At 40.2% G+C, this 23,725-nt stretch carries 20 protein-coding genes and 3 pseudogenes; 4 read left to right on the top strand and 19 right to left on the bottom strand.

Annotated features, from left to right (window positions below):
* Positions 1-46: 46 nt before the first annotated feature.
* The 3 genes and pseudogenes from ACEWFJ_RS02145 to ACEWFJ_RS02135 form a co-directional block, all read left to right on the top strand.
* Positions 47-2,869, top strand: a pseudogene (locus ACEWFJ_RS02145) (PA14 domain-containing protein); the annotation flags it as partial.
* A gap of 210 nt (positions 2,870-3,079) precedes the next feature.
* Positions 3,080-3,805: pseudogene (locus tag ACEWFJ_RS02140) on the top strand (N-acetylmuramoyl-L-alanine amidase); the annotation flags it as partial.
* 316 nt (positions 3,806-4,121) lie between these two features.
* Positions 4,122-4,730 (top strand): flavin reductase family protein, encoded by a 609-nt coding sequence (locus tag ACEWFJ_RS02135; protein WP_429716464.1) that lies wholly within the window; start codon positions 4,122-4,124, stop codon positions 4,728-4,730.
* Between the two features lie 116 nt (positions 4,731-4,846).
* Here the strand turns inward: ACEWFJ_RS02135 and ACEWFJ_RS02130 are convergent, their stop codons facing one another.
* From ACEWFJ_RS02130 to ACEWFJ_RS02065, 14 genes are all read right to left on the bottom strand, one after another.
* Positions 4,847-5,407 carry a manganese efflux pump MntP gene (locus ACEWFJ_RS02130; RefSeq protein ID WP_098310033.1) on the bottom strand — a complete coding sequence of 187 codons (561 nt, stop codon included), beginning with the start codon at positions 5,405-5,407 and terminating at the stop codon, positions 4,847-4,849.
* A gap of 57 nt (positions 5,408-5,464) precedes the next feature.
* Positions 5,465-6,508 (bottom strand): L-threonylcarbamoyladenylate synthase, encoded by a 1,044-nt coding sequence (locus ACEWFJ_RS02125; protein ID WP_473690174.1) that lies wholly within the window; start codon positions 6,506-6,508, stop codon positions 5,465-5,467.
* 107 nt (positions 6,509-6,615) lie between these two features.
* Positions 6,616-7,074, bottom strand: coding sequence for a GNAT family N-acetyltransferase (locus tag ACEWFJ_RS02120; RefSeq protein WP_473690173.1), 459 nt, complete (start codon positions 7,072-7,074; stop codon positions 6,616-6,618).
* A 52-nt stretch (positions 7,075-7,126) separates the two neighbouring features.
* Complete coding sequence (gene spoIIR, locus ACEWFJ_RS02115) at positions 7,127-7,960, bottom strand: stage II sporulation protein R (RefSeq protein ID WP_473690172.1); 834 nt, start codon at positions 7,958-7,960, stop codon at positions 7,127-7,129.
* A gap of 91 nt (positions 7,961-8,051) precedes the next feature.
* Positions 8,052-8,357, bottom strand: a complete 306-nt coding sequence (locus ACEWFJ_RS02110; protein ID WP_473690171.1) for a hypothetical protein — start codon at positions 8,355-8,357, stop codon at positions 8,052-8,054.
* A 24-nt stretch (positions 8,358-8,381) separates the two neighbouring features.
* Positions 8,382-9,230, bottom strand: coding sequence for a peptide chain release factor N(5)-glutamine methyltransferase (gene prmC / locus ACEWFJ_RS02105; protein WP_473690170.1), 849 nt, complete (start codon positions 9,228-9,230; stop codon positions 8,382-8,384).
* Complete coding sequence (gene prfA, locus ACEWFJ_RS02100) at positions 9,230-10,297, bottom strand: peptide chain release factor 1 (protein WP_230574402.1); 1,068 nt, start codon at positions 10,295-10,297, stop codon at positions 9,230-9,232. Before prfA ends, prmC begins: the two co-directional genes overlap by 1 nt.
* 266 nt (positions 10,298-10,563) lie before the next feature.
* Positions 10,564-11,148, bottom strand: a complete 585-nt coding sequence (locus ACEWFJ_RS02095) for a thymidine kinase (protein WP_098310039.1) — start codon at positions 11,146-11,148, stop codon at positions 10,564-10,566.
* A gap of 111 nt (positions 11,149-11,259) precedes the next feature.
* Positions 11,260-11,505, bottom strand: coding sequence for a type B 50S ribosomal protein L31 (locus ACEWFJ_RS02090; protein WP_000643433.1), 246 nt, complete (start codon positions 11,503-11,505; stop codon positions 11,260-11,262).
* A gap of 140 nt (positions 11,506-11,645) precedes the next feature.
* The gene (rho, locus tag ACEWFJ_RS02085; RefSeq protein WP_098310040.1) at positions 11,646-12,917 is read right to left on the bottom strand and encodes a transcription termination factor Rho; all 1,272 of its coding nucleotides are present in this window, start codon (positions 12,915-12,917) and stop codon (positions 11,646-11,648) included.
* 279 nt (positions 12,918-13,196) lie between these two features.
* Entirely contained in the window at positions 13,197-14,162 is a 966-nt protein-coding gene (glpX, locus tag ACEWFJ_RS02080; protein WP_098310041.1) for a class II fructose-bisphosphatase, read from the bottom strand.
* A gap of 271 nt (positions 14,163-14,433) precedes the next feature.
* Positions 14,434-15,723 (bottom strand): UDP-N-acetylglucosamine 1-carboxyvinyltransferase, encoded by a 1,290-nt coding sequence (locus ACEWFJ_RS02075; protein WP_098310042.1) that lies wholly within the window; start codon positions 15,721-15,723, stop codon positions 14,434-14,436.
* 263 nt (positions 15,724-15,986) lie between these two features.
* Positions 15,987-16,844, bottom strand: coding sequence for a class II fructose-bisphosphate aldolase (locus tag ACEWFJ_RS02070; RefSeq protein WP_473690169.1), 858 nt, complete (start codon positions 16,842-16,844; stop codon positions 15,987-15,989).
* A 210-nt stretch (positions 16,845-17,054) separates the two neighbouring features.
* Positions 17,055-17,423 carry a response regulator gene (locus ACEWFJ_RS02065; RefSeq protein WP_098310044.1) on the bottom strand — a complete coding sequence of 123 codons (369 nt, stop codon included), beginning with the start codon at positions 17,421-17,423 and terminating at the stop codon, positions 17,055-17,057.
* A 190-nt stretch (positions 17,424-17,613) separates the two neighbouring features.
* Between ACEWFJ_RS02065 and ACEWFJ_RS02060 the strand changes: the two genes are divergently transcribed.
* Positions 17,614-18,141: a DUF2529 domain-containing protein gene (locus tag ACEWFJ_RS02060; RefSeq protein ID WP_473690168.1), complete on the top strand. Its 528-nt coding sequence runs from the start codon at positions 17,614-17,616 to the stop codon at positions 18,139-18,141.
* Positions 18,142-18,178: 37 nt separating this feature from the next.
* Here ACEWFJ_RS02060 and pyrG read toward each other — a convergent pair whose 3' ends face one another.
* The 5 genes and pseudogenes from pyrG to ACEWFJ_RS02035 form a co-directional block, all read right to left on the bottom strand.
* The gene (gene pyrG / locus ACEWFJ_RS02055; protein ID WP_473690167.1) at positions 18,179-19,786 is read right to left on the bottom strand and encodes a CTP synthase; all 1,608 of its coding nucleotides are present in this window, start codon (positions 19,784-19,786) and stop codon (positions 18,179-18,181) included.
* A gap of 256 nt (positions 19,787-20,042) precedes the next feature.
* On the bottom strand, positions 20,043-20,576 hold the full coding sequence (rpoE, locus tag ACEWFJ_RS02050; protein WP_473690166.1) for a DNA-directed RNA polymerase subunit delta: 534 nt from the start codon (positions 20,574-20,576) through the stop codon (positions 20,043-20,045).
* 160 nt (positions 20,577-20,736) lie between these two features.
* The gene (locus ACEWFJ_RS02045; RefSeq protein ID WP_473690165.1) at positions 20,737-21,366 is read right to left on the bottom strand and encodes a TetR/AcrR family transcriptional regulator; all 630 of its coding nucleotides are present in this window, start codon (positions 21,364-21,366) and stop codon (positions 20,737-20,739) included.
* Positions 21,367-21,435: 69 nt separating this feature from the next.
* A pseudogene (locus ACEWFJ_RS02040) lies at positions 21,436-22,574 on the bottom strand (acyl-CoA dehydrogenase).
* Between the two features lie 13 nt (positions 22,575-22,587).
* Positions 22,588-23,718 (bottom strand): acyl-CoA dehydrogenase, encoded by a 1,131-nt coding sequence (locus ACEWFJ_RS02035; protein WP_473690164.1) that lies wholly within the window; start codon positions 23,716-23,718, stop codon positions 22,588-22,590.
* Positions 23,719-23,725 lie beyond the last annotated feature (7 nt).

Below are 23,725 nucleotides of genomic sequence, written 5' to 3'. Positions count from 1 at the left end.
TTGATAAAGTTCGAGTTTATTTTAGAGAAGGGAGATAAGAAAAAAAGTGAATAAAAAATGGTATGCTCCAATCATAGCAGTTGGTTTTTTTCTAACCCCATTTATTGCACATGCTGCGAGCAATGATACATTTACCCAAAATGACGGAGATGTACATTACAACTGGGGATATCAAAGTCCAAGATCCGACATTTCAGCGGACCATTTTACCGGCATCTTTAATCAATCAAAACAGTTACCAGCTGGAGACTACTTCGTACATACGTTAGCTGATGATCGTGTCAAAGTTTCCTTTAATGGGACACCTGTAATTGATCGTTGGTATGATGCTGGTGGACAAATTGATCGTGCACTTATAACAAATGTAAAAGCGGGAACTTATAAGCTACAAACAAATTTCTATGAAAATACTGGTCAAGCAGCAGTTTTCTCTGACATTGTTCCATTTGATCACTGGTTAGCCTACTATTATCCGAACAAAAATTTAGAAGGTTATCCAGTAGACGCAAAAGTGATTCCTCCAACAGGAACAGAAAAGAAGCTGTTCCAAAACAATGGAATTGGCTCACCAACGCCAAAAGTGCCCGCAGATAATTTCTCTGCTCGCTATACGACAGTAAAGCGATTACCTGCTGGAGATTATATCATTCGCGGAAAAGTAGACGATGGTATTCGTGTCTTTATTGATGGACAACTCGTTCTTGACCGCTGGGGATCCGGTTGGTTACAGGAAGATGCTCGAAAAATCCATATTAATGATGGAACTGCAGCCTGGGCATTTGGTAAAACCAATCAAAATGATACCCATCTAGTTGAAGTGCAATACTTAGAAGAAGGCGGAAACAGCCAAGTAAATTTTCAAATTGAACCTTACAGCGAAGCAACAAAATCAACTAGTTGGCTCGGCGAATTCTATAATAACAAAGAGTTAAAAGGTGACGCTGTTGTTATCGGCGGAGCAAATTCTTCAGAAAAGTTAAACACAATCAACTTTAATTGGGAAGACAACTCTCCGCATAAAGCTATCTCAAACGATAATTTTTCTGCCCGCTTTACTAAGGTAGATAAGTTTGAGCAAGGTGAATATTTATTCACGGCGAAAGCAGACGATGGTGTGCGTGTTTACGTTGATAACAAAGTTGTAATCGATTCTTGGAATGCTAGTAACGGTGAAACTCGCAAAGTAAAAGTACCATTGTCAACTGGAGAGCATAAGATTACCGTTGAATATATGGAACAAAGCGGAAAAGCCAATCTTCAATTCGATTATAAAAAATCTCCTGGACCTTTTTCTCAAACAGGCGGGGATGTTCATTATAATTGGGGATATGGAAGTCCTACACCCGATCAAACAGAAGATGATTTCACAGCGACTTTTGATCAATCTAGGCAACTGGCTGCCGGCGATTACTTTATACATACGTTAGCTGATGATCGCGTCAAAGTTTCTTTTGACGGGAAACAAGTAATTGACCGTTGGTATGATGTTCCTGGACAAATCGATCGTACTATCGTGACAAATGTGCCGCAAGGGGATCATAAAATTCGAACTGACTTCTATGAAAATAGCGGTCAAGCAGCTATCTTTTCTGATATTGTACCATTCGATTCTTGGCTAGCTTATTATTATCCAAATACTAATTTAGCTGGCTATCCTGTCGATGCAAAAGTGCTAGCACCACAAGGGGATACGAAGCAACTCGCTGAAAATAATGGTATCGGCGCTCCAACTTCTAAAGTGCCAGCTGACAACTTCTCCGCTCGTTACACAACGGTAAAACGTTTATCTGCTGGAGATTACGTCATTCGCGGGCGCGCTGATGATGGGATTCGTGTCTTTATTGATGGGAAACTTGTCCTTAATCGTTGGGGACCATCAGGATTTACAGAATACGCGAAGAAAATTCATATTTCTGATGGAACTGCTGCCTGGGCATTTGGTAACGCCAATCAACCAGATACGCATTTAGTTGAAGTACAATATTTAGAGCAAACAGGCCAAAGTCGCGTAGAATTTAGCATTGAACCTTACAGTACTGTACAAAATTCGTCTACTTGGCTCGGTGAGATCTATAACAATACGAATCTTCAAGGCGATCCTATTATTCTTGGTGGCAATAACGCCTTACAAAAAATTGAGAAGATTGATTTCAATTGGCAAAATGGTTCTCCAAGCCCATTTATTTCAAATGATAACTTCTCTGCTCGCTTTACAAAAACGGAATACTTTGAAGGTGGCGATTATACATTCTCGGCGAAAGCAGACGATGGTGTTCGCGTCTATGTAGATGATCAGCCTGTTATTAACTCTTGGGAAGCAAGTAACAACGGTACACGTACAGGAAAAATTTCTTTAACAAAAGGAAATCATAAGCTGCGCGTGGAGTATTTTGAAGGAAGCGGCTTAGCAAATCTTTCACTAGATTACTATATTGGCCAGCCTTATGAAACGCTAGATTTGCGCAAACCTTCAAAAGTAACTGCCCAAGAAATTGATAATTATATGAGCCGAAGAACAAACGGGACAAGCCCGCTTATCGGATATGGACAGGCGTTTATTGACGCACAAAACAAATATGGTGTGAACGCTCTATTCTTAGCATCTCATGCTATTTTAGAGTCGGGGTACGGCAAATCATTGATTGCCTATCGAAAACATAATCTATTTGGACTTCGTGCTGAAGATTCTGACCCATTTGGCTTAGCCAGCTACTTCAATACGTTTAATGACAGTATTAATTATAATGCCTCTTACGTAAGAGCGTATTATTTAGAACCTGGAGATTGGCGCTATAAAGGAGTCACAGTAAAAGATATTAATGCTAACTATTCAACAGATACTGCGTGGGCAACTAAGATTGCAAACCTTATGGAAGAAATACATCCATATAATCGTTCTGAATATGACGGTGTGAATATTTTACCTAAAAATAATGAACCGGTTAAGGATTCACATGATTTGCCAAAAGATATTCCTTTTACGAACTACGCAGCAAACACAAAAGGACAAATTACAAGAACAACAGACGAGTTCCGCACAGAACCGTATCCATATGGCAATAATAAAAAAGGGACACTGCAGCAAGGAACAACCGTCGATGTACTGCGTAAAGATCCAAATAACTGGATTGAAGTTCGCATTGGCGATCAAACAGGATGGGTTCAAGCAGCCGATCTACAAGTAGATCCATTAAACGGAAAAGCGATCATCATTGATCCAGGTCATGGTGGTATCGATGATGGTCATTCCGGTACGAACAACGGCTTAACAGAGGACGCAGTTGTATTAGATGTTTCCTTACGTGTTCGCGATCTATTTAATCGCAAATCACCGTTTAAGGTGCTGTTAACTCGTGAAACAGATTCGCGGCCTGGTAATACAGCTAGCGAATCATTACAAAAACGAGTAGAATTTGCGCAACAAAATAACGGAGATATTTTTGTCAGCATTCACGCGAATGGCTTCGATGGTACTGCACATGGAACAGAAACGTACTACTGGCAATCAAGAACTGCAGGAAACCCTAATACAGAGGAAAGCCGTGTATTAGCTGAAAAAGTACAAAGTCGTCTTGTAAATGCTATGGAAACGACAGACCGCGGCGTAAAAGATGGCGATTTATATGTTGTTCGTGAAAATACAATGCCTGCCATTCTTACAGAGCTCGCTTTCATTGACAATCCGCAAGAAAATGAAAAATTAGGATCCGAATATTGGAGACAACGTGCTGCAGAAGCAGTTTACTCTGGTATTTTAGATTACTATGAGTGGAAAGGCATCAACGTTTCATCCTATCGTCTATAATGAAGCAGATTGTATTTGTTCGATGCAACAATGAAAAACTTAGAACGTAAAAAACAAAAAGATGACATATGTCATCTTTTTGTTTTTTTAAATATATACCCCCTTAGTGAATTTCCCCTCCTATCTTCTTCGCCTCTCTCTGAATCTTGAAGTCGGGGTCTTACTGCCCTTGAATCGTTTCCGTATTCCTTGTGAGGAACTGTTTCATACCCTTTACAAAAATCGGCAAAAAAATATTTTTTCAGCAGGAGTTTTCCCCCTCTATCTTGTAAACAAACAAAGAAGTGTTACAGATATTCGAAGGGAGATTACATACATGCTGTCTATTAATCCAAATGAACAAACTGAAAAAGACAATTACAAATTACTAACAGGGAGCATTATTCCGCGCCCAGTTGCCTTCGTCACAACCGTTACAAACGATGGAGTACTAAACGGAGCACCATTTAGCTACTTTAATATCGTAGCTGCTAATCCGCCTCTTATCTCAATTTCTGTGCAGCGAAAAGGTGGAGAACCAAAAGATACAGCAAGAAATGCGATGGAAAAAGAAGAATTTGTCGTTCATATTTCTGACGAATCGTACGCGGAGGCTATCAATGAAACAGCAGCTAACCTTCCTCCTAATGAAAGTGAGATTGAACTTGCAAAACTAACACCAATTGACAGCGATGTCATTTCTGTACCGGGGGTAAAAGAAGCGAGTATCCGTATGGAATGTGTACTAGAGCGCGCTATTCAGCTAGGCGGAACAGAAGATTCCCCTGCATGCGATCTCTTAATTGGACGCATTGTGCGTTTCCATATCGCTGAGCACTTATATGAAAATGGACGCATTCATGCTGAAGGGTTAAAACCAATAAGCCGACTGGCTGGACATAATTACGCAAAACTTGGGGAGCAATTTGAACTTGTAAGGCCATAACTAAAAGCGGAAGACGCGAAGCCACCGACTGTTCTAGCCGCTGGAGCTGGATAGAACTAAAAATGAAAGCCCAGCCACAATAAATGGCTGGGCTTTCTCACATTATTTGTTTCACTTCATACCGAAAATAATAATTTAATCCCAAATCCAACAAGTATAATCCCGCCAAGCACTTCCCCATACGTTCCAAGAATACTTTGTACTCTGCGACCAATTAACAATCCGATCCAAGTGAGCATCATACTCACAACGCCAAATATAAGAATAGTTACAAATGTACGTGCTCCGTAAATACCAAGGCTTAAACCGACAGAAAAACTATCCATACTCACACTAAAAGCAAACAACAGTAAACTTCCGCCGGCAGGGACGCTCCTATACTCATCATCATGAGACATTGAGCTATACACAATGTGAAATCCTAATCCCATTAATAGAATACTACCTACAATTGTAGTAATAGAACCAAATTGCTCTGATAAAAAGCGGCCGAGCATTATGCCGATAAAAGGCATGATTATATGAAATATACCAATTATAATACCGATATAAAAGATTTGGCGCTGCTTAAGCGTAATCATCCCCATACCGAGGCTAACAGAAAATGCATCAAGCCCTAGCGCAAATGCCATAATAAACAGCGGCAACAATTCGCTTATAATATGTTCAATCTTCATAATGTCCCTCCTCGGACTCGCTACTTCACAATATGCACGTCCGAGGAGAGATAGAATTTATTTTTCGAAGATGATTTGATGACCTGCAGCTTTCGTTAAACGGTTCATGATCGCACTACCAATTCCATCGCTTGGAAATGACTCACTAAAAATGATATCAACACCGCTTGCATCAAATGTACGCAACACGTCATAAAGCTTTGTCGCAACTGTCGCTAAATCACTGCGCTTTCCACAAGAGAGAACAACCTCTGCTTTATACACATGCTGATATTCCTCCGTTGTTAACACACCTACTTTATAACCCTCTTGCTCTTTGTTATCCACAAGTTGTTGAATAAATGCATGCGAACCTTCAACAATGCTAAGCGGTGCTCTCGGTGCATAATGTGTATATTTCATTCCTGGTGATTTTGGTTTTTCCGTTTCATCCTTTAATGCCGGATCTAACAAAACAGTTCCAATTACTTCTTCTAACTGCTCTTTCGTAATACCGCCCGGGCGCAATATCGTCGGTATTTCACCCGTACAATCTACTACAGTAGATTCAACACCAACACCAGTTGCCCCGCCATCAACAATACCCGCAATTTTTCCGTTTAAATCTTCATATACATGAGAAGCGAGCGTTGGGCTAGGACGACCAGAACGATTCGCACTTGGAGCTGCTACTGGTACATTTGCCGCTTCAATAAGCGCCAATGCTACCGGATGATCTGGCATTCGAACTGCCACTGTATGTAATCCAGCTGTTACCTTTTCAGAGATCCCTTCTTTTTTCGGGAAAATAAGTGTTAGTGGTCCTGGCCAGAAGTGTTTCATTAATACATTCGCAATCGGCGGAATATGAGCCACAATGCCATCTAATTGTTCTTCCGTACCAATATGTACAATAAGCGGATTATCGCTTGGTCTTCCTTTTGCTTCAAAAATTTTCGCAACAGCTTCGTCGTTTAATGCATTCGCACCAAGTCCGTATACTGTTTCAGTTGGGAACGCTACTGCTTCATTTTCTCGTAATAAATGTGCTGCTTCTTGCAACTGTGGATAATCTTTTTTTATTTCCACAATATTATCCACAACCCACATTTTTGTATTCATTTCTTCCCACGTCCTTTTCTACCATGAAATACTTGTTATTTGTAGTTTACTATGAGATTTATCCAAAAGACAAATAAGATTTATCCACAAAATGTGGATAAATCAATTTAATCGGTGGATAACTTTGTGAATAGCTGACAATTTAGTATAATTACATTTGGTTGTTTTATATTTTTACAAAAATGTTCTAATGCCTGAATTTCTTCTGACACAACATCCTTTTCCACAATTTCAAATTGAAAAAACTGAAATATTGTAACCGACTGTGGACTCTTTGTGAGTAAATATAATTGCTCAATACTTTTCTCTTTAATATACTGCAAAAACGTTTCGAAAAAATGTAAGAATGTAACTTTATCCACAGCAGGTGTGAACAAACAAGAGCGAAGAAGTGCATCAGTTCCAGCTTGCTCAAATCCAACAGCCGCTTGGATTTGTCCCTCTTCTTCTAATATCATAAAATTCCCATATAATTGATCTAGTCGTTCTTCCTTCATATGAGCTTGTCCAAAAAAGGCCTGCAATCTTTCTACATCTGTTTTTGTAGCAAAACGTATTTGCTTCACACATAATCCCTCCCCATACTTTTATATATGAGGAGGGATTATCTTTTAGAACTTATTTGGAAAATAAAGATGCAAATGCTTCAACAATAAACAATTTTACCTTTGGCTCTTCTTCCGTTTCTTCTACTACCTTCACGTGCTCTTCTTTTTTGACAGCACTCGGTTCATCTTGCTTTACTTCTTCTTGTTCCTGTAATTCTTTCTCAGCCCTGTTTTCTCGCATAGCCTTTGCCTTTACCTTTTGTTTAGGTGCGATGTTTGTCTCTTTCTTAGCTTTAAGAGATTGCTTTACTCCTTCTTTTACAACTTCCTTTTGCAAATAATTTTCTTCTATATCGTCCTCATCAATTGTTTCTGCCTTTACAACATGCTCTTCTTGCTTCACAGCTGTACCACTAGAGAAATCTAAGAAACACATTGGAGGAAATAACACGCACCACCAATTTGCACCTTCACCTTTACCAATTGTCACAAGTACCGCTTCATACTCTCCAGCCGGATAAATAAAATTCCCATACAATTTTGTTGGAAATTTTATATGTTTATTAAACTCAACTGTAAAAGTTTCCTTACTACCTTCTCGTTTCAACGTGTTTGCCACTGTTTGTTCAAGTTCCGGAATACGGCTTCGGATGATACGACGTGCGTCTTCAAACGATTTTAAATCTGCCACCCAGCCATCGATTTGTGCTTTCACTTCATCGCGCACTTTACGTTTCAACTCTTGATCTTCCTTCGAATCACTATTAGCCAAAATACGTAATCGAATCGCTTCTTTAGGAATCACGACAGGTTCCTTTGCATCAACTTTCATATATCCAAAGTGCGCAACCATTTGTGCACCGATTAATAATAAAAGCAGATAAGCAATCGCTTGTTTTTTCATCCTATCTCCACCGCCCCTTCAGTAAAACAGTGTAGACAAGTTTTTTCTTTCTAAACTACTAAATTCAGAATCTATTCGTTTTTTAGGTGATTCATACAAACGCTTTTCTTTTTAAGGTCATGTCCACTGATATATCGGTCGTTTTTTTCGATATATTGGCGCTTTTCACAATATATCGACCGCTTTTTAGAATATATCGGCGCTTCGACACGATATAAAGTGAAACTTCCATCAGTGACGCTTTTCTCACTGATGGAAAGCTCTCACCAATCGGGCTTTTACGGGCAGTTTTCTTCCCCGCTTTTCTCCAGCCTTTACTGCCCGTTAATGCGGGATAAAGACCCTTCGACGATGTTCGACATGCCAGATGCACTAGAGGGAGCTGACAAAAGCCCATTTTCAGGTCAGCCCCCTGTTAAAATTACATTTCCGCAAAAACCATACGATCTTTCCCGTTAATATCAAAGACAATCTCGACATGTGCATGCGGGAATGTTTCTTGCAGCAGGGCACGCACATCTTCTCCTTGCCCTACACCTACCTCAAAAGCAACAATCGCTTCTTCTTGCAGAACCTTTGGCAGCTCTTCCATAAAGCGTCTATAGAAATTGAGCCCATCTTCACCGCCAACAAGCGCACGCTTTGGCTCATGCTCCTTCACAACAGAAGAAAGCCCTCTCCAATCTTCTTCTGGAATATAAGGAGGATTCGACACAACAACATCTAGCTTTTGCTTCGTTTCCTGAAACGGCGACAATAAATCACCGTGGTAGAACGTTACATTTGCCTGTAATTCTGCTGCATTTTTCTGCGCCACTTCAATCGATTCCGGAGCAATATCGACTGTGTATACATGTAAATGGGGATTTTCTAAAGAAAGTGTAATCGAAATTGCCCCGCTGCCAGTACCAATGTCCGCCACATGCAAGTGCTTATCCCCAAATTTACGGCGAATACGTGTTAGCACACCTAGCACAAGCTCCTCTGTTTCTGGTCTTGGAATAAGCACTTCTTCATTGACGAAAAATGAACGCCCATAAAACATTTCATATCCAATTAAGTACTGAACAGGTATGCCCGCTACATGCTTGTGGATAAAGTCTGCAAAAATGCGCTCTTGTTCTGCCGTTAATTCTTCACGCATGTTCATCATTAAACCTGTTCGATTCGTCTTTAATACATGACAAAGGACAATTTCTCCCGCATTTTCATCTCGCCCATTTTCTTGTAAAAAAGAAGAAGCCCATTTCAGGGCTTCATAGACACGCATTACTCAGCTGCCTCCATCTTTTGCGCCTGATCTTCCATCACTAAGGCATTGATGAAATCATCTAACTTACCTTGTAAGATTTGATCCAGCTTCTGAATCGTTAAACCGATTCGATGGTCTGTAACACGGTTTTGCGGGAAGTTGTACGTACGAATACGCTCAGAACGGTCTCCCGTACCAACAGCTTGTTTACGGTTTTGATCGTACTCAGCTTGCGCCTCTTGTCTAAACTTATCATAAACACGTGCACGTAATACTTTCATTGCTTTTTCTTTATTCTTAATTTGTGATTTTTCATCCTGACAAGAAACAACTACACCAGTCGGTAAATGCGTTAAACGTACCGCTGACATCGTTGTATTAACACTTTGTCCACCAGGACCACTAGAAGCAAACGTATCCACACGAACATCTTTTTCATGAATATCGACTTCTACTTCTTCTGCTTCCGGTAATACAGCTACAGTTGCTGTAGAAGTATGGATACGTCCTCCAGATTCTGTTTCCGGAACACGTTGCACACGGTGCGCACCATTTTCAAATTTCAACTTTGCAAAAGCGCCTTTACCGTTGATCATAAAGATAATCTCTTTATATCCACCTAGTTCTGTATAGCTCGCTTCGATAATTTCAGTTTTCCAACCTTGCACCTCAGCATAACGGCTATACATACGGTATAAATCACCAGCAAATAATGCCGCTTCATCACCACCAGCAGCACCACGAACCTCTACGATAACGTTCTTATCATCATTCGGGTCCTTTGGAACAAGTAAAATTTTCAGACGCTCTGATAATTCCTTCTCTTGTCCCTCTAGCTCAGACACTTCTTCTTTTACCATTTCACGCATGTCAGCATCTAACTTCTCTTCTAACATCGCTTTTGCATCTCTTAATTGTTCACGAGCATCTTTATACTCACGGTACACCTCTACCGTCTCTTGTATATCAGATTGTTCTTTTGAATACTCACGAAGTTTGTTTGAATCACTTATAATCTCTGGATCACTTAAAAGCTCATTTAACTTCTCATAACGGTCTTCTACAGCTTGCAAACGATCTAACACACTATTCACCTCAACATCCTAGTCTCTAATACAAATAGTATATGGTACATAACAAAAAAAACGCAAATTATATTTAAAAGTGGAGGCGGCTCGGTCAGCTCTGACCGGCTAAGGTTCTTTCGCACAGAAGATGCTTTTTATCTTCTCGTGCGGAAGGTCCTTAGATGCGAAGAGCTTGCCGCCGGAACTAGATATATTTAAAAACGCAAACGGCTCATTCAGCCCCTACGCATTTTCTAAAAAAACCCGCCTTATGTAGCGAGTTTTTATCTCTGTTTAATTGGCACAACATGACAATGACGACAACGTGGTTCATATGATTCTGATGCAGCAACTAAAATAATAGGATCATCAAAAGACGCTGGTTCCCCATCAATTAAACGTTGCGTACGACTTGCAGGAGATCCGCATTTAGCACATACTGCTTGCAGCTTCGTCACATGCTCCGCAATCGCCATAAGCTGAGGAACTTGTCCAAATGGTAGACCACGGAAATCTTGGTCTAAACCAGCAACAATCACACGATAGCCGCGGTTTGCCAATTCTTGCACCACTTCCACAATGTCCCCATCAAAAAATTGCACTTCATCAATTGCTATAACATCTATATCTTCTGTTACATGCTCAAACATCTCTTTTGAAGCCGCAACAGGAACTGCCCTTACTTTCAATCCATTATGCGACACAACATCTTCTTCACTATAACGATTATCAATACACGGTTTAAATACAATTGCATTTTGCTTTGCGAATTGCGTCCGGCGTACACGGCGGATGAGCTCTTCTGATTTCCCCGAAAACATGCTTCCGCAAACCACTTCAATCCAACCGTCTTGATTTATTACGTACATAAGAGCTCCTCCTTTCGTCTACTTATTCTTACTGTAAGTAGGTAAAGGTTTATATTTTCGCAAAAAAAACAGACAAGCGGATATATACACTTGCCTGCTTTATGTTTGTTATTACTTAAGGCCGTATTTCTTGTTGAAGCGATCAACACGTCCGTCTGCAGTAGCAAACTTCTGACGTCCTGTGTAGAATGGGTGAGAATCAGAACTGATCTCGACTTTTAATAATGGATAAGTGTTACCATCTTCCCACTCGACAGTTTCGTTAGAACCTTTTGTAGATCCGCTTAAGAATTTAAAGCCTGTGTTAGTATCCATAAATACAACTTTTTTGTAATCTGGATGGATTCCTGCTTTCATTCTTTTCATCTCCTTCCGCCCTGAATCATTTTCGAAACAGAGTTTTTCATCGTTAGCTGCAACCACAACTATAATGATGAAACACATATGATGAAATTATAACAAGGCTATCTGCATTTTGCAACTACCTGTTTTTAGCATTACTTCATCGCGACATATCTCTTTGAATCTTCAGGGATATTTTTTAAGAATTCTTCATTTGTCTTCGTTTGACGCAACTTGCGTAAGAAGCTTTCTATGAAGTCTGGTGTATCTCTCATCGTTTTGCGAATACCCCATAACTTGTCTAAATGCTCTTTTGGAATTAATAGATCTTCTTTGCGTGTACCAGAACGACGAATATCAATAGCTGGGAAAATACGACGTTCTGCTAAAGAACGATCTAAATGAAGCTCCATGTTTCCTGTTCCTTTGAACTCTTCATAAATGACATCATCCATACGAGACCCTGTGTCAACAAGAGCTGTTGCTAAAATTGTTAAGCTACCGCCCTCTTCAATATTACGAGCTGCTCCGAAAAAGCGCTTTGGTCGATGGAATGCCGCTGGGTCAATACCACCTGACAACGTACGTCCACTTGGTGGAATCACAAGATTGTAGGCGCGTGCTAAACGGGTAATACTATCCATTAAAATGATAACGTCTTTTTTATGCTCAACAAGGCGCATTGCACGCTCTAGCACAAGCTCAGCCACTTTAATGTGATTTTCCGGAACTTCATCAAAAGTAGAACTTACAACATCACCTTTTACAGAACGTTCAATATCTGTTACTTCCTCTGGACGTTCATCAATTAAAAGTACAATTAGTTCTGCTTCTGGATGATTCGTTGTAACGCTGTGAGCAATCTCTTTTAACAGCATCGTTTTACCAGCCTTTGGAGGCGCAACAATTAGACCACGTTGACCAAACCCAACTGGTGCAATTAAATCCATGATGCGTGTTGATAGTTTCTTCGTTTCCGTCTCCAATTTCATTTGACGATTTGGATATAACGGTGTTAACGCAGGGAAATGCACACGTTCCTTTGCTGATTCTGGATCATCTCCATTGACTGCTTCAACTTGCAACAATCCAAAATAACGTTCATTCTCTTTCGGAGGTCGCACTTTACCAGAAACCTTGTCTCCATTACGCAAATCAAAACGACGAATTTGCGAAGCTGAAATATAAATATCTTCAGAACTCGGAGAATAGTTGATTGGACGTAAGAATCCAAATCCTTCTGATTGAATAATTTCAAGTACACCTTCCATGAAAAAGAAACCTTCTTTTTCTGCTCGTGCTTTTAAAATCGCAAAAATTAACTCTTTCTTTGTTAATTTGCTGTAATAGGAAATCTTAAATTCTTTCGCAAGCTCATATAACTCTTTTAATTTCATGTTCTCTAAAGCTGAAATTGTTAAATTCATTCAGACACCACACTTTGATATTATTCTCTTTTCAGATGGGTAAGGGAAATTACGGAAGGCAAATACGTAATAATGAAAGGCAATAAGTACAAGTAGGGTAATATTCACTATTGTAACCCTTTTACCTCGTTTTAATCAATACGTTGCGAGACAAATACAAGAAGCGAAGACAAGAAAATTTGTCTTCGCTCTACCCATCTTTTGCACGCTTTTTATTTTATCACGATTGATGGGAGCTTTCCATCAGCAGAGGATAAAGCCTCCCCACTAATGGAAGTTTTACTTTATAACTAAGTTTGGTTTCTTGCTTAAGCTATGACGCCCGTCAACAAAGCGAACTGTCCCAGATTTCGCACGCATAACAAGGGAGTGTGTTGTACCAGTACTTCCTTTAAATTGAACACCGCGCAGTAATTCTCCGTCCGTAACACCTGTTGCCGCAAAGATTGCGTCGTCACCTCTTACTAAATCTTCCATACGAAGAATGCGGTTAATATCATCGATACCCATCTTTTTGCAGCGTTGTAATTCTGCATCATTTTGCGGCAGAAGCTTTCCTTGAATTTCTCCGCCTAAACATTTTAATGCAACGGCTGCTAGTACCCCTTCAGGTGCACCGCCAGATCCGAATAAAATATCAACGCCTGTGCGATCAAATGCTGTGTTGATTGCACCAGCTACATCACCATCGTTAATTAATTTAATACGAGCTCCCGCTTTACGGATTTCCTCAATAATTGCTTGGTGACGTGGTCTGTTTAAAATCGTTGCTACAACATCTTCAATATCCTTGTTTTTTGCTTTTGCAACAGCGCGTAAATTATCAATAACCGGTGCATTAATATCGACAGCACCAACCGCTTCTGGGCCAACTGCAATTTTTTCCATATACATATCAGGTGCATGCAGTAAATTTCCATGGTCCGCTACCGCAATAACAGCTAACGCATTCCATCCTCCTGCTGCAACAATATTTGTTCCTTCTAACGGATCAACCGCTACATCAACACGCGGACCATATCCAGTTCCTAATTTTTCACCAATATATAGCATCGGCGCTTCATCCATTTCCCCTTCGCCAATTACCACTGTTCCTTTCATTGGTACTGTATCAAATACGTCGCGCATCGCTGACGTTGCTGCACCATCTGCTTCATCTTTCTTACCGCGTCCCATCCAACGCGCAGATGATAACGCTGCAGCCTCTGTTACACGTACTAATTCCATAGATAAACTTCTTTCCACTATAATCCCTCTCCTTTAAGCCGTAATATTTATCTCGCTACTTTTGGGCAGTATGACTCCCACCTCAAGACTCTGAGAAAACAAAGAAGATCGGTGGGAGATAACTGCCCGTTAATGCCCGATTGGTTCAACTAGCCATCAGTGGGGGGATGAAGCCCCCACTGATAGAAGTTTCACTTTATCTCACACTTAACGTTTAATAGAATTTTCACCTTATGCCGTCTTTAATTACACCTTATACACATATATCACTTTACCCATGTAAAGCTCTTTATGCATTTTTCATCTGTTCAATCTCTTGACTTGTCATTTTTTCACGCCAGATTTTCGCTCCAAGACCTCGAAGCTTATCTTCTAAATTTTCATATCCACGATCAATATGCTCTAATCCTGTAACTTCTGTGATTCCTTCTGCCATTAAGCCTGCAATTACAAGCGCAGCCCCGGCGCGTAAGTCACTCGCTTTCACTTTGGCTCCTTGCAGCGAAGCAGGACCTGTTACGATAGCGGAACGACCTTCCACTTTAATTTGCGCATTCATTCTTCTTAATTCATCTATATGTTTAAAACGCGCTCCATAAATGGTATCCGTTACAACTGCCGTTCCATTCGCCTTCGTTAATAACGCTGTAAATGGTTGCTGTAAATCAGTTGGAAACCCTGGATATACGAGTGTTTTCACATCTACCATTTTTAGCTGGCGGTTCCCATTCACCACAATTTGATCATCATGTGTATCTACTTTTACACCCATTTCTCGAAGCTTAGCCGTTATGGATTCTAAATGCTGCGGAATCACATTATCAACTGTAACTTCACCACCAGAAGCTGCGCCCAAAATCATATATGTTCCAGCTTCAATGCGATCAGGAATAATAGAATGGTAACAACCATGAAGCGATTCAACACCATCAATACGAATCACATCTGTTCCTGCTCCTTTAATACGAGCACCCATGCTTGTAAGAAGCGTCGCTACATCAATAATTTCTGGTTCTTTCGCTGCATTTTCAATTACTGTTCTACCTTTTGCACGCACTGCAGCAAGCATAATATTAATTGTCGCACCTACGCTGACAACATCTAAATAAATACGTGCTCCCCGCAGTTCGTCTGCACGTAAATAGATTGCACCTTGCTCATTTGTTACATATGCTCCAAGCGCTTCAAACCCCTTAATATGCTGATCAATTGGCCTTGGTCCTAGATGACATCCACCAGGAAGCCCAATTACTGCTTTTTTGAAACGACCGAGCATCGCTCCCATTAAATAATAAGAAGCACGCAGTTTTTTTACCTTTCCATTTGGAAGAGGCATGGCTACCATTTTAGAAGGATCAATTGTCATTTCTTCGTCTTGATGATACGTAACAGAACCACCAATTTCTTCTAATAAGTCACCAAGTATTTTCACATCAGAAATATTAGGTACACCACCGATTGTAACTGGTGTTTCTGCTAAAATGGTCGCGGGAATAAGCGCAACAGCACTATTTTTTGCACCACTTACACGAATCGAACCTTGCAAAGGCACACCGCCTTCAATCAGCAACTTGTCCATTTTGAGCCCCCTTCTCGTGAATTCATCTACCGTTCCAGCCTCCCCACTACAACGGGTGATTTCACAACTTCGGATACGTTTTTACACGTATGAGTATATCCATGCTATTTGTTTCCTCTATTTTTACACAATTATAAAAATATTTCCTTTCAAACGCCTTAACAAGTAGAAAATTGTCTATCCCATAAAATGGACACGCTTTCATTATACAACGAAACGAAACCGTCTAAAAGGCTAGACGGTTTCTAAAAATATTTTTAGAATTATGCTTGACCGTTAGAACCAAATTCACGAATTTTACCGATTACAGTCGCCTTAATTGCTTCACGACCAGGTCCGATAAATTTACGAGGATCATAAACTTCTTGGTCTTTATTTAATACTTCACGAACCGCTTTTGTAAACTCGATTTGGTTTTCAGTGTTTACGTTGATTTTAGAAGTACCTAAAGAGATAGATTTTTTAATGTCAGCTGTTGGGATACCAGTACCACCATGAAGTACTAAAGGTACACCAGTTAAGTCACGAACTTCTTCCATTTCTTTGAATCCTAAGTTAGGCTCACCTTTGTAAGGGCCATGTACAGAACCTAATGCTGGAGCTAGGCAGTCGATACCTGTTGCAGCTACTAGTTCTTTACATTCCTCTGGATTAGCGTAGATAACACCTTCAGCTACTACGTCATCTTCTTGTCCGCCAACTGTACCAAGCTCAGCTTCTACAGATACGTTACGAGCGTGTGCATATTCTACTACTTGTTTAGTAGTTTCGATATTTTCTTCAAATGGGTGGTGAGAAGCGTCGATCATTACAGATGTGAAACCTGCATCAATTGCTTCTTTACATTTTTCGAAGCTTGAACCATGGTCAAGATGAATCGCTACAGGAACAGTGATGTTCATTTCTTCGATTAAAGCTTTAACCATAGCTACAACTGTTTTGAAACCAGTCATATGACGAGCTGCGCCCTCAGATACACCTAAAATTACAGGAGATTTTTCTTCTTCCGCAGCAGCTAAGATAGCTTGTGTCCACTCTAAGTTGTTCATGTTGAATTGACCAACTGCGTATTTTCCTTCTAGCGCTTTGTTTAGCATTTCTTTCATGGAAACTAAAGGCATGGTGAATCCTCCTAAAAACGTTTTTTGTATCCGATAAGTTCTTATCGATGGTAGTATGACCACGACCAGGAAAAATATGTATAATCACATACCGGACTTTTTTCTACACTCCATAGGATACCAACTTGTACTCAAAAACTCAACTGCATTCACCTGCTCATCAGCCCATGAAAACGCTTTTTTCTATATTTTTTAATAAAAAATTCACGATTATGCTTGTACTGTAATTTCTTTTCGCACAGCACTACGAATTTCATCAATATCGAACGGCTTTGCAAAGTGCATTAATGCACCAAGGTCTTTCGCTTCTTGAATCATATCTAATTCCCCATACGCCGTCATTAAAATCACTTTAATTTCTCGATTAATTTCTTTCACATGTTTTAAAATTTCAATTCCATCCATACCTGGAATTTTCATATCTAAAATAACTAAATCAGGACAGTCTTTTTTCACAATATCAAGGGCTTGAAAACCGTTTGCTGCTTGGAATGTTTGATAACCTTCCTTTTGAAACACCTCGTGTAATAAAACACGAATGCCGTATTGATCATCAACGATTAGGATTTTCCCTTCCATGTTATCCAACCTTTCTATATAAATACAAAATTTATATTTCTCATATCTCTTTCGATTATTTTCGCTACTTTTTATCAAATTCCTTCCTATTCTTTCTTATTTTACCGCCTACTATTTACTAGCGCTAGCGCCTTTATGAAAAAATGAGCTATAATGAAAGCCGTTTAACACGTTAGAAAGGAGAATCCTCATGTTTAAAATTTTTTCCACTCAGCTGGGTGGCTATTTCACAAGAATTGCTCAGAAAGAAGAGATGAATATAGAAGATAGCGCTCGTTTACTTGCACAAGCATTGATTGGAGATGGCCACATTTATTTGCATGGTACGAAAGAGATGGAAGGTGTAATTTGCGAGGCTTTATACGGATCCGAGCCTATGCAAAATGCAAAACGTCTATTTGAAGACGGTAAACAAGCAGGCGTAACCATCGCTGACCGTATACTACTTATCAGCCGCTTTTCCACAGATGAAGATATCATTTCATTAGCAAAACAGTTGCAAGAAAACGGTCATTTTATTGTTGGTATTTCTGCAAAACAAGAAGGCGAATTGTCACTAGAGCAATTCACCGATGCACATATCGATACAAAACTTGTAAAAGCATTAATTCCAGATGACGATGGCTCTCGCTATGGCTTTCCAAGTTTAATAACAGCTTTATTCGCATATCATGGATTAAAATTTACAATCGATGACATTATGAATGAATATGAGTAACGTAAAAAGGCGCCCTATATAGGACGCCTTTTTCTTCTTACTTACCTTCTTTATTAATAATAGAAGCTTCTACGAAGTCACGGAACAATGGTTGCGGACGATTTGGACGAGATACAAGTTCTGGGTGGAACTGTGATGCCACGAACCAAGGATGCTCTTTTAATTCGATAATTTCTACTAAACGGCCGTCTGGGCTTGTACCAGAGAAAATGAATCCTGCATTTTCCATATCTTGACGGAATTGATTGTTGAACTCATAACGATGACGATGACGCTCATAAACAACTGGCTCGTTATACGCATTGTAAGCATTTGTTTCTGGTGTAAGCTTACATGGGTATAGACCAAGACGAAGTGTACCGCCTAAATCTTCTACATCTTTTTGTTCTGGTAATAAATCGATAATTGCGTAAGGCGTGTCAGGATTGATTTCAGAAGAGTTCGCACCTTCTAATCCTAATACGTTACGTGCAAACTCGATTGACGCAAGTTGCATACCTAAGCAAATTCCTAAGAATGGAACTTTGTTTTCACGTGCATATTGAATTGCAGCGATTTTACCTTCAACGCCGCGGTCACCGAAACCACCTGGTACAAGGATACCATCTGTATCGCCAACTAATTCTTTCACGTTTTCTGCTGTTACGTGCTCAGCATTTACCCATTTCACTTCTACATCTGTATCAAATTTATAACCTGCATGACGAAGTGCTTCTACAACAGAAATGTATGCATCTTGAAGCTCTACATATTTACCAACAAGAGCGATTCTTGTTTTCTTAGACAGGTTGCGTACTTTTTCTACTAATGCATTCCACTCTGTCATGTCTGCAGTTGGATTGTCTAGTTTTAAGTGATCGCAAACGATTTGGTCCATATTTTGCTCTTGAAGAGATAATGGAACTGCATATAATGTATCTGCATCGAGCGCTTCAATTACTGCTTTTGGATCGATATCGCAGAATAATGCAAGCTTATCTTTCATATCTTGAGAAACAGGAAGTTCTGTACGAACAACGATAATATTTGGCTGAATACCTAAGCTGCGAAGTTCTTTAACGCTGTGCTGCGTCGGTTTTGTTTTCATTTCACCCGCTGCTTTTAAGTACGGAATTAACGTACAGTGAATGTACATTACATTGTCACGGCCAATATCGCTCTTAATTTGGCGAATTGCTTCTAAGAATGGTAGAGACTCGATGTCACCAACAGTTCCGCCGATTTCTGTAATGATAACGTCTGCATTTGTTTCACGACCCGCACGGAATACGCGTTCTTTAATTTCGTTTGTAATGTGAGGAATAACTTGAACTGTTCCTCCTAAATATTCACCGCGACGCTCTTTTTGAAGAACAGAAGAGTAAATTTTACCTGTTGTTACGTTGCTGTATTTATTTAAGTTAATATCGATGAAACGCTCATAGTGACCAAGGTCTAAGTCTGTTTCTGCACCATCATCTGTTACGAAAACCTCACCGTGTTGGTATGGGCTCATTGTCCCTGGGTCTACGTTAATGTACGGATCAAACTTTTGGATTGTTACGTTTAGTCCTCTGTTTTTTAAAAGTCTTCCTAAAGATGCTGCTGTAATACCTTTTCCTAAAGAAGATACTACACCGCCTGTGACAAAAATATACTTAGTCATGAAAGTACTCCCTTCTAGTTTGCTGTTATATAATCATCGCTGCAAATCGCAACGTATGTAGATAACACTTACCTTATCTTATTGTTAGACTCTTTTGTTTTTCTAAACAAAAAACAAAAAAGAAAATTGCTCCCTTTATCACTAAAAGTAATAAATAGGGAGCAATTTTCTTTTATATTTACACGTAAAAGTTATTATCGTCTTTTTTAAAGAGCCCAAAAATGATTCTACATGGACGATAATAAAAAGTCAAGGACTACTGTGCTTCCTCTTCTTCTTCTGATTCGTCGTATTCTAACTCATCTTCATCGGCAAAATCATCGTCATCTTCTAGATCATCAAGATCTTCATCTTCATCTTCATCAAGAATTTCATCAAGATCTTCTACATCTTCGTCTTCATCTTCATCTTCTTCTTCTTCATCTGCCTCTTCGAAGCTGTCCTCGTCATCATCGCTGTAGTCATCTAGCTCGTCCTCTTCTACCTTACGTTTCTTCTTAGGCTTCGGTTGAGGTAAGATTTCCTCATCGATTTGCTCGTATGGATACCATCCGCGTAGTCCCCAACGATTTTCTCCGAGATTGATAAAGCGCCCATCGATATTTAAATCTGTATAAAATTGTGCGATTCTCGCAGCAACTTGCTCTTCAGATAGTCCCAGTAATTGAGCAATTTCTTGAACTAGATCGTGAAAAGGTGTTGCTTGTTGTTTTTCCTCTAACAAGCTATGTACAGCTTCGATCATGGACAATTCTTTTAGCTCTTCTGGTGAATATTGCTTTAAACTCACTTATGCGGCACTTCCTTTCTTAAAATATATCCTAATTATATAAAGGCCTGTTCAAAAAAATCCATACTATTCATTATAAACAAAACTTCACCAAATATGCCACAAAAAAATGGGGAATCGTAAAGTGATTCCCCTACATATTGCAACGTTATCGTCCTTTTTAGTTTTGAATCATATGAGCACCATTTAATACATAACGAATTTGCATCTCTGTATATTCTTCCAATGTATAAAGTTTCTGCAATGCCCAGCGCCGAAATCCCCACATTTGTCCTTGAATAAAAATATTATGAGCAAGCAGTTGAACCTCTTTTTTTGTTAAAGTAAATACCTTATTTTGAACACATTGCTGCAAAATATTTTCGAACATCCCTACCATTTGAAATTCTTTCTCTAATACGTAAGGCAGCGACTCCTTTGGCAAAAAACGAACTTCTTGATACATAATAAGAACCTCTTCTTGTAGCTCATCCATAACTTTAAAATAATTTGTAATCGCGGCTTTTAAACTATCAATGCTGCCTTTTTCTCTGCACAGCACTTGCTCTAAACGATCTTTTACATGTTCATAAATGCTATCGCACACTAAATAAAGCACATCATCTTTCGTTCGAATATATTCATAGAGTGTACCAATGCTAAAGCCTGCTGCTTTCGCGATTTCTCTCGTTGTTGTGCGCGGAAATCCTTTTTGCTTAAATAGCTGCACAGCACCTTTAATCATTTGCTCACGCCGAAGTGCAATAAGCCTTTCATCTTTCACAGATGCCTGTACATTGTGCTTAACCATCTCCTTCACCCCTTTTCCTGTCATTTTGCAAGAAGAAGCGTAGGAGGTTCCCTACGCTTCTTCTTGCTTCTACTTCGTTAACATACGTGAAATAACAAGGCGCTGAATTTCTTGCGTTCCTTCGTAAATTTGCGTAATCTTCGCATCACGCATAAAGCGCTCAACTGGATAATCTTTCGTATAACCATATCCCCCGAATACTTGCACAGCTTCGGTTGTCACTTTCATCGCCGTGTCTCCTGCAAACAATTTCGACATTGCCGATTCTTTGCCATACGGCAGTCCTTCGGACTCAAGCCAAGCCGCTTGATATGTTAACAAGCGTGCCGCCTCTACACCCGTCGCCATATCTGCTAGTTTAAAGCCAATCCCTGCTGCGCGGCAATTGGTTTCCCAAATTGATGGCGTTCCTTCGCATAATCGGCAGCAGCATCAAGTGCACCTTGTGCGATGCCAACCGCTTGCGCGGCAATACCATTACGGCCGCCGTCTAACGTTTGCATTGCAATTTTAAATCCTTCGCCTTCCTCGCCAAGTAAGTTCTCGGCAGGAATGCGGCAATCTTCAAATATAATCTCCGTCGTCGGTGAAGAACGAATACCAAGCTTGCTCTCTTTCTTTCCAACAGAAAATCCAGGCGCATTGCTTTCCACAATAAATGCACTTGTTCCGCGCTGCTTTGACTCTGGATCTGTCAGTGCAAACACAACATAAATATCCGCAATTCCGCCATTTGTAATGAAAATTTTCGAACCGTTTAAAATATAATGATCGCCGTCACGCTTTGCTGTTGTTTTCATTCCACCAGCATCAGAGCCTGAGCCCGGCTCTGTTAAGCCGTAAGCGCCAATTTGCTTTCCTTCTGCCATTGGGCGTAAATATTTCTGCTTTTGCTCCTCTGTACCAAATTTAAAAATTGGCCATCCTGCAAGCGATGTATGTGCTGATAACGTTACGCCCGTGGACGCACAAACACGTGACAGCTCTTCTACCGCAATTACATAAGCTAAGTAATCGCTTCCAATTCCGCCGTACTCTTCAGGCCACGGAATACCAGTTAAGCCAAGCTCCGCCATTTGATCAAATAAAGCGCGGTCAAAGCGTTCTTCCTCGTCGCGCTCCGCTGCCGTTGGTGCCACTTCATTTCTCGCAAAATCACGAACCATTTTCCGAATCATCTCGTGTTCTTCTGATAATTTAAAGTGCATCTCTATTTCCCCCTTAAAGCGCTCTGCTAATAACTAAGCGCTGAATCTCACTTGTTCCTTCATAAATCTCACATATTTTTGCATCGCGGAAGAATCGCTCCGCAGGATACTCTTTTGTATAGCCGTAACCGCCAAGCACTTGCACAGCTTCAATAGCAACTTCTACTGCTGTTTTCGAAGCAAATAATTTTGCAATTGACGCTTCCTTCCCGCACGGTAAACCTTGTGCTCTCAGCGATGCTGCACGGTACACAAGCAGACGAGCTGCTTCCACAGCTGTTGCCATATCCGCTAGCTTAAATCCTAATCCTTGCTGCGCCGCAATTGGCTTCCCAAATTGATGACGATCTTTCGCATAATCCGTAGCACACGTAAGCGCTGCTTCAGCGATGCCAAGTGACTGCGCCCCGATACCAATGCGACCAACATCTAAGTTTGCCATTGCCACTTTAAAACCTTGACCCTCTTCGCCAAGCAAATTCTCAGCAGGAACTTTCATATCTTCAAACGTTAATTGCACTGTACGAGAACCTAATAGCCCCATTTTGTGCTCATCTTTTCCAACAATTAAACCCGGTGTATCTTTCTCAACAATAAATGCCGATATCCCGCGTGTACCCGCATCCGGATTCGTAGAAGCAAAGACAATATATGTATCTGCCTCGCCGCCGTTTGTGATAAATACTTTTGAACCGTTAATTACGTACTCATCACCACGTCTAACTGCCCTTGATTTTAAACTCCCTGCATCTGATCCGGCGCCTGGTTCCGTTAATGCAAATGCTCCTAAATATTCACCAGCTGCTAACTTTGGAATATACTTTTGCTTTTGCTCTTCTGTTCCAAAGTATAAAATAGGATTCGTTCCAACAGAGGTATGTACTGCTAGAATCACACCTATTGTGGCGCTTACTTTTGAAAGTTCATTAATTGCTAAAATATATGAAATAAAATCCATTTCCGCTCCGCCGTATTTCGCTGGAATTGGAATCCCCATCAGTCCAAGCTCACCCATTTTCTTTAAGACTTCTCTAGGAAACACCCCTTGTTCCATAGTAGGAACAAAGGGAGCAATTTCCTTTTGAGCGAAGTCCCGAACCATTTTTCGCATCATTTGCTGCTCTTCTGTAAATTGAAAGTTCATATGCTCC

The sequence above is a fragment of the Bacillus sp. EA-CB0995 genome, from assembly GCF_055814245.1.
This window is presented reverse-complemented; position numbering and strand designations above follow the sequence as displayed.

Coding starts and splice junctions, on each gene's coding strand:
- pyrG (WP_473690167.1), bottom strand. CDS start 19,786: ATGACTAAGTATATTTTTGTCACAGGCGGTGTAGTATCTTCTTTAGGA.
- ACEWFJ_RS02060 (WP_473690168.1), top strand. CDS start 17,614: ATGTTTAAAATTTTTTCCACTCAGCTGGGTGGCTATTTCACAAGAATT.
- ACEWFJ_RS02090 (WP_000643433.1), bottom strand. CDS start 11,505: ATGAAAGCAGGAATCCATCCAGATTACAAAAAAGTTGTATTTATGGAT.
- spoIIR (WP_473690172.1), bottom strand. CDS start 7,960: ATGAAAAAACAAGCGATTGCTTATCTGCTTTTATTATTAATCGGTGCA.
- prmC (WP_473690170.1), bottom strand. CDS start 9,230: ATGCGTGTCTATGAAGCCCTGAAATGGGCTTCTTCTTTTTTACAAGAA.
- ACEWFJ_RS02095 (WP_098310039.1), bottom strand. CDS start 11,148: ATGTACGTAATAAATCAAGACGGTTGGATTGAAGTGGTTTGCGGAAGC.
- ACEWFJ_RS02075 (WP_098310042.1), bottom strand. CDS start 15,723: ATGGACAAGTTGCTGATTGAAGGCGGTGTGCCTTTGCAAGGTTCGATT.
- ACEWFJ_RS02045 (WP_473690165.1), bottom strand. CDS start 21,366: ATGGTTAAGCACAATGTACAGGCATCTGTGAAAGATGAAAGGCTTATT.
- ACEWFJ_RS02065 (WP_098310044.1), bottom strand. CDS start 17,423: ATGGAAGGGAAAATCCTAATCGTTGATGATCAATACGGCATTCGTGTT.
- rho (WP_098310040.1), bottom strand. CDS start 12,917: ATGAATTTAACAATTTCAGCTTTAGAGAACATGAAATTAAAAGAGTTA.
- ACEWFJ_RS02135 (WP_429716464.1), top strand. CDS start 4,122: ATGCTGTCTATTAATCCAAATGAACAAACTGAAAAAGACAATTACAAA.
- ACEWFJ_RS02035 (WP_473690164.1), bottom strand. CDS start 23,718: ATGAACTTTCAATTTACAGAAGAGCAGCAAATGATGCGAAAAATGGTT.
- ACEWFJ_RS02130 (WP_098310033.1), bottom strand. CDS start 5,407: ATGAAGATTGAACATATTATAAGCGAATTGTTGCCGCTGTTTATTATG.
- ACEWFJ_RS02110 (WP_473690171.1), bottom strand. CDS start 8,357: ATGGGCTTTTGTCAGCTCCCTCTAGTGCATCTGGCATGTCGAACATCG.
- ACEWFJ_RS02125 (WP_473690174.1), bottom strand. CDS start 6,508: ATGAATACAAAAATGTGGGTTGTGGATAATATTGTGGAAATAAAAAAA.
- ACEWFJ_RS02070 (WP_473690169.1), bottom strand. CDS start 16,844: ATGCCTTTAGTTTCCATGAAAGAAATGCTAAACAAAGCGCTAGAAGGA.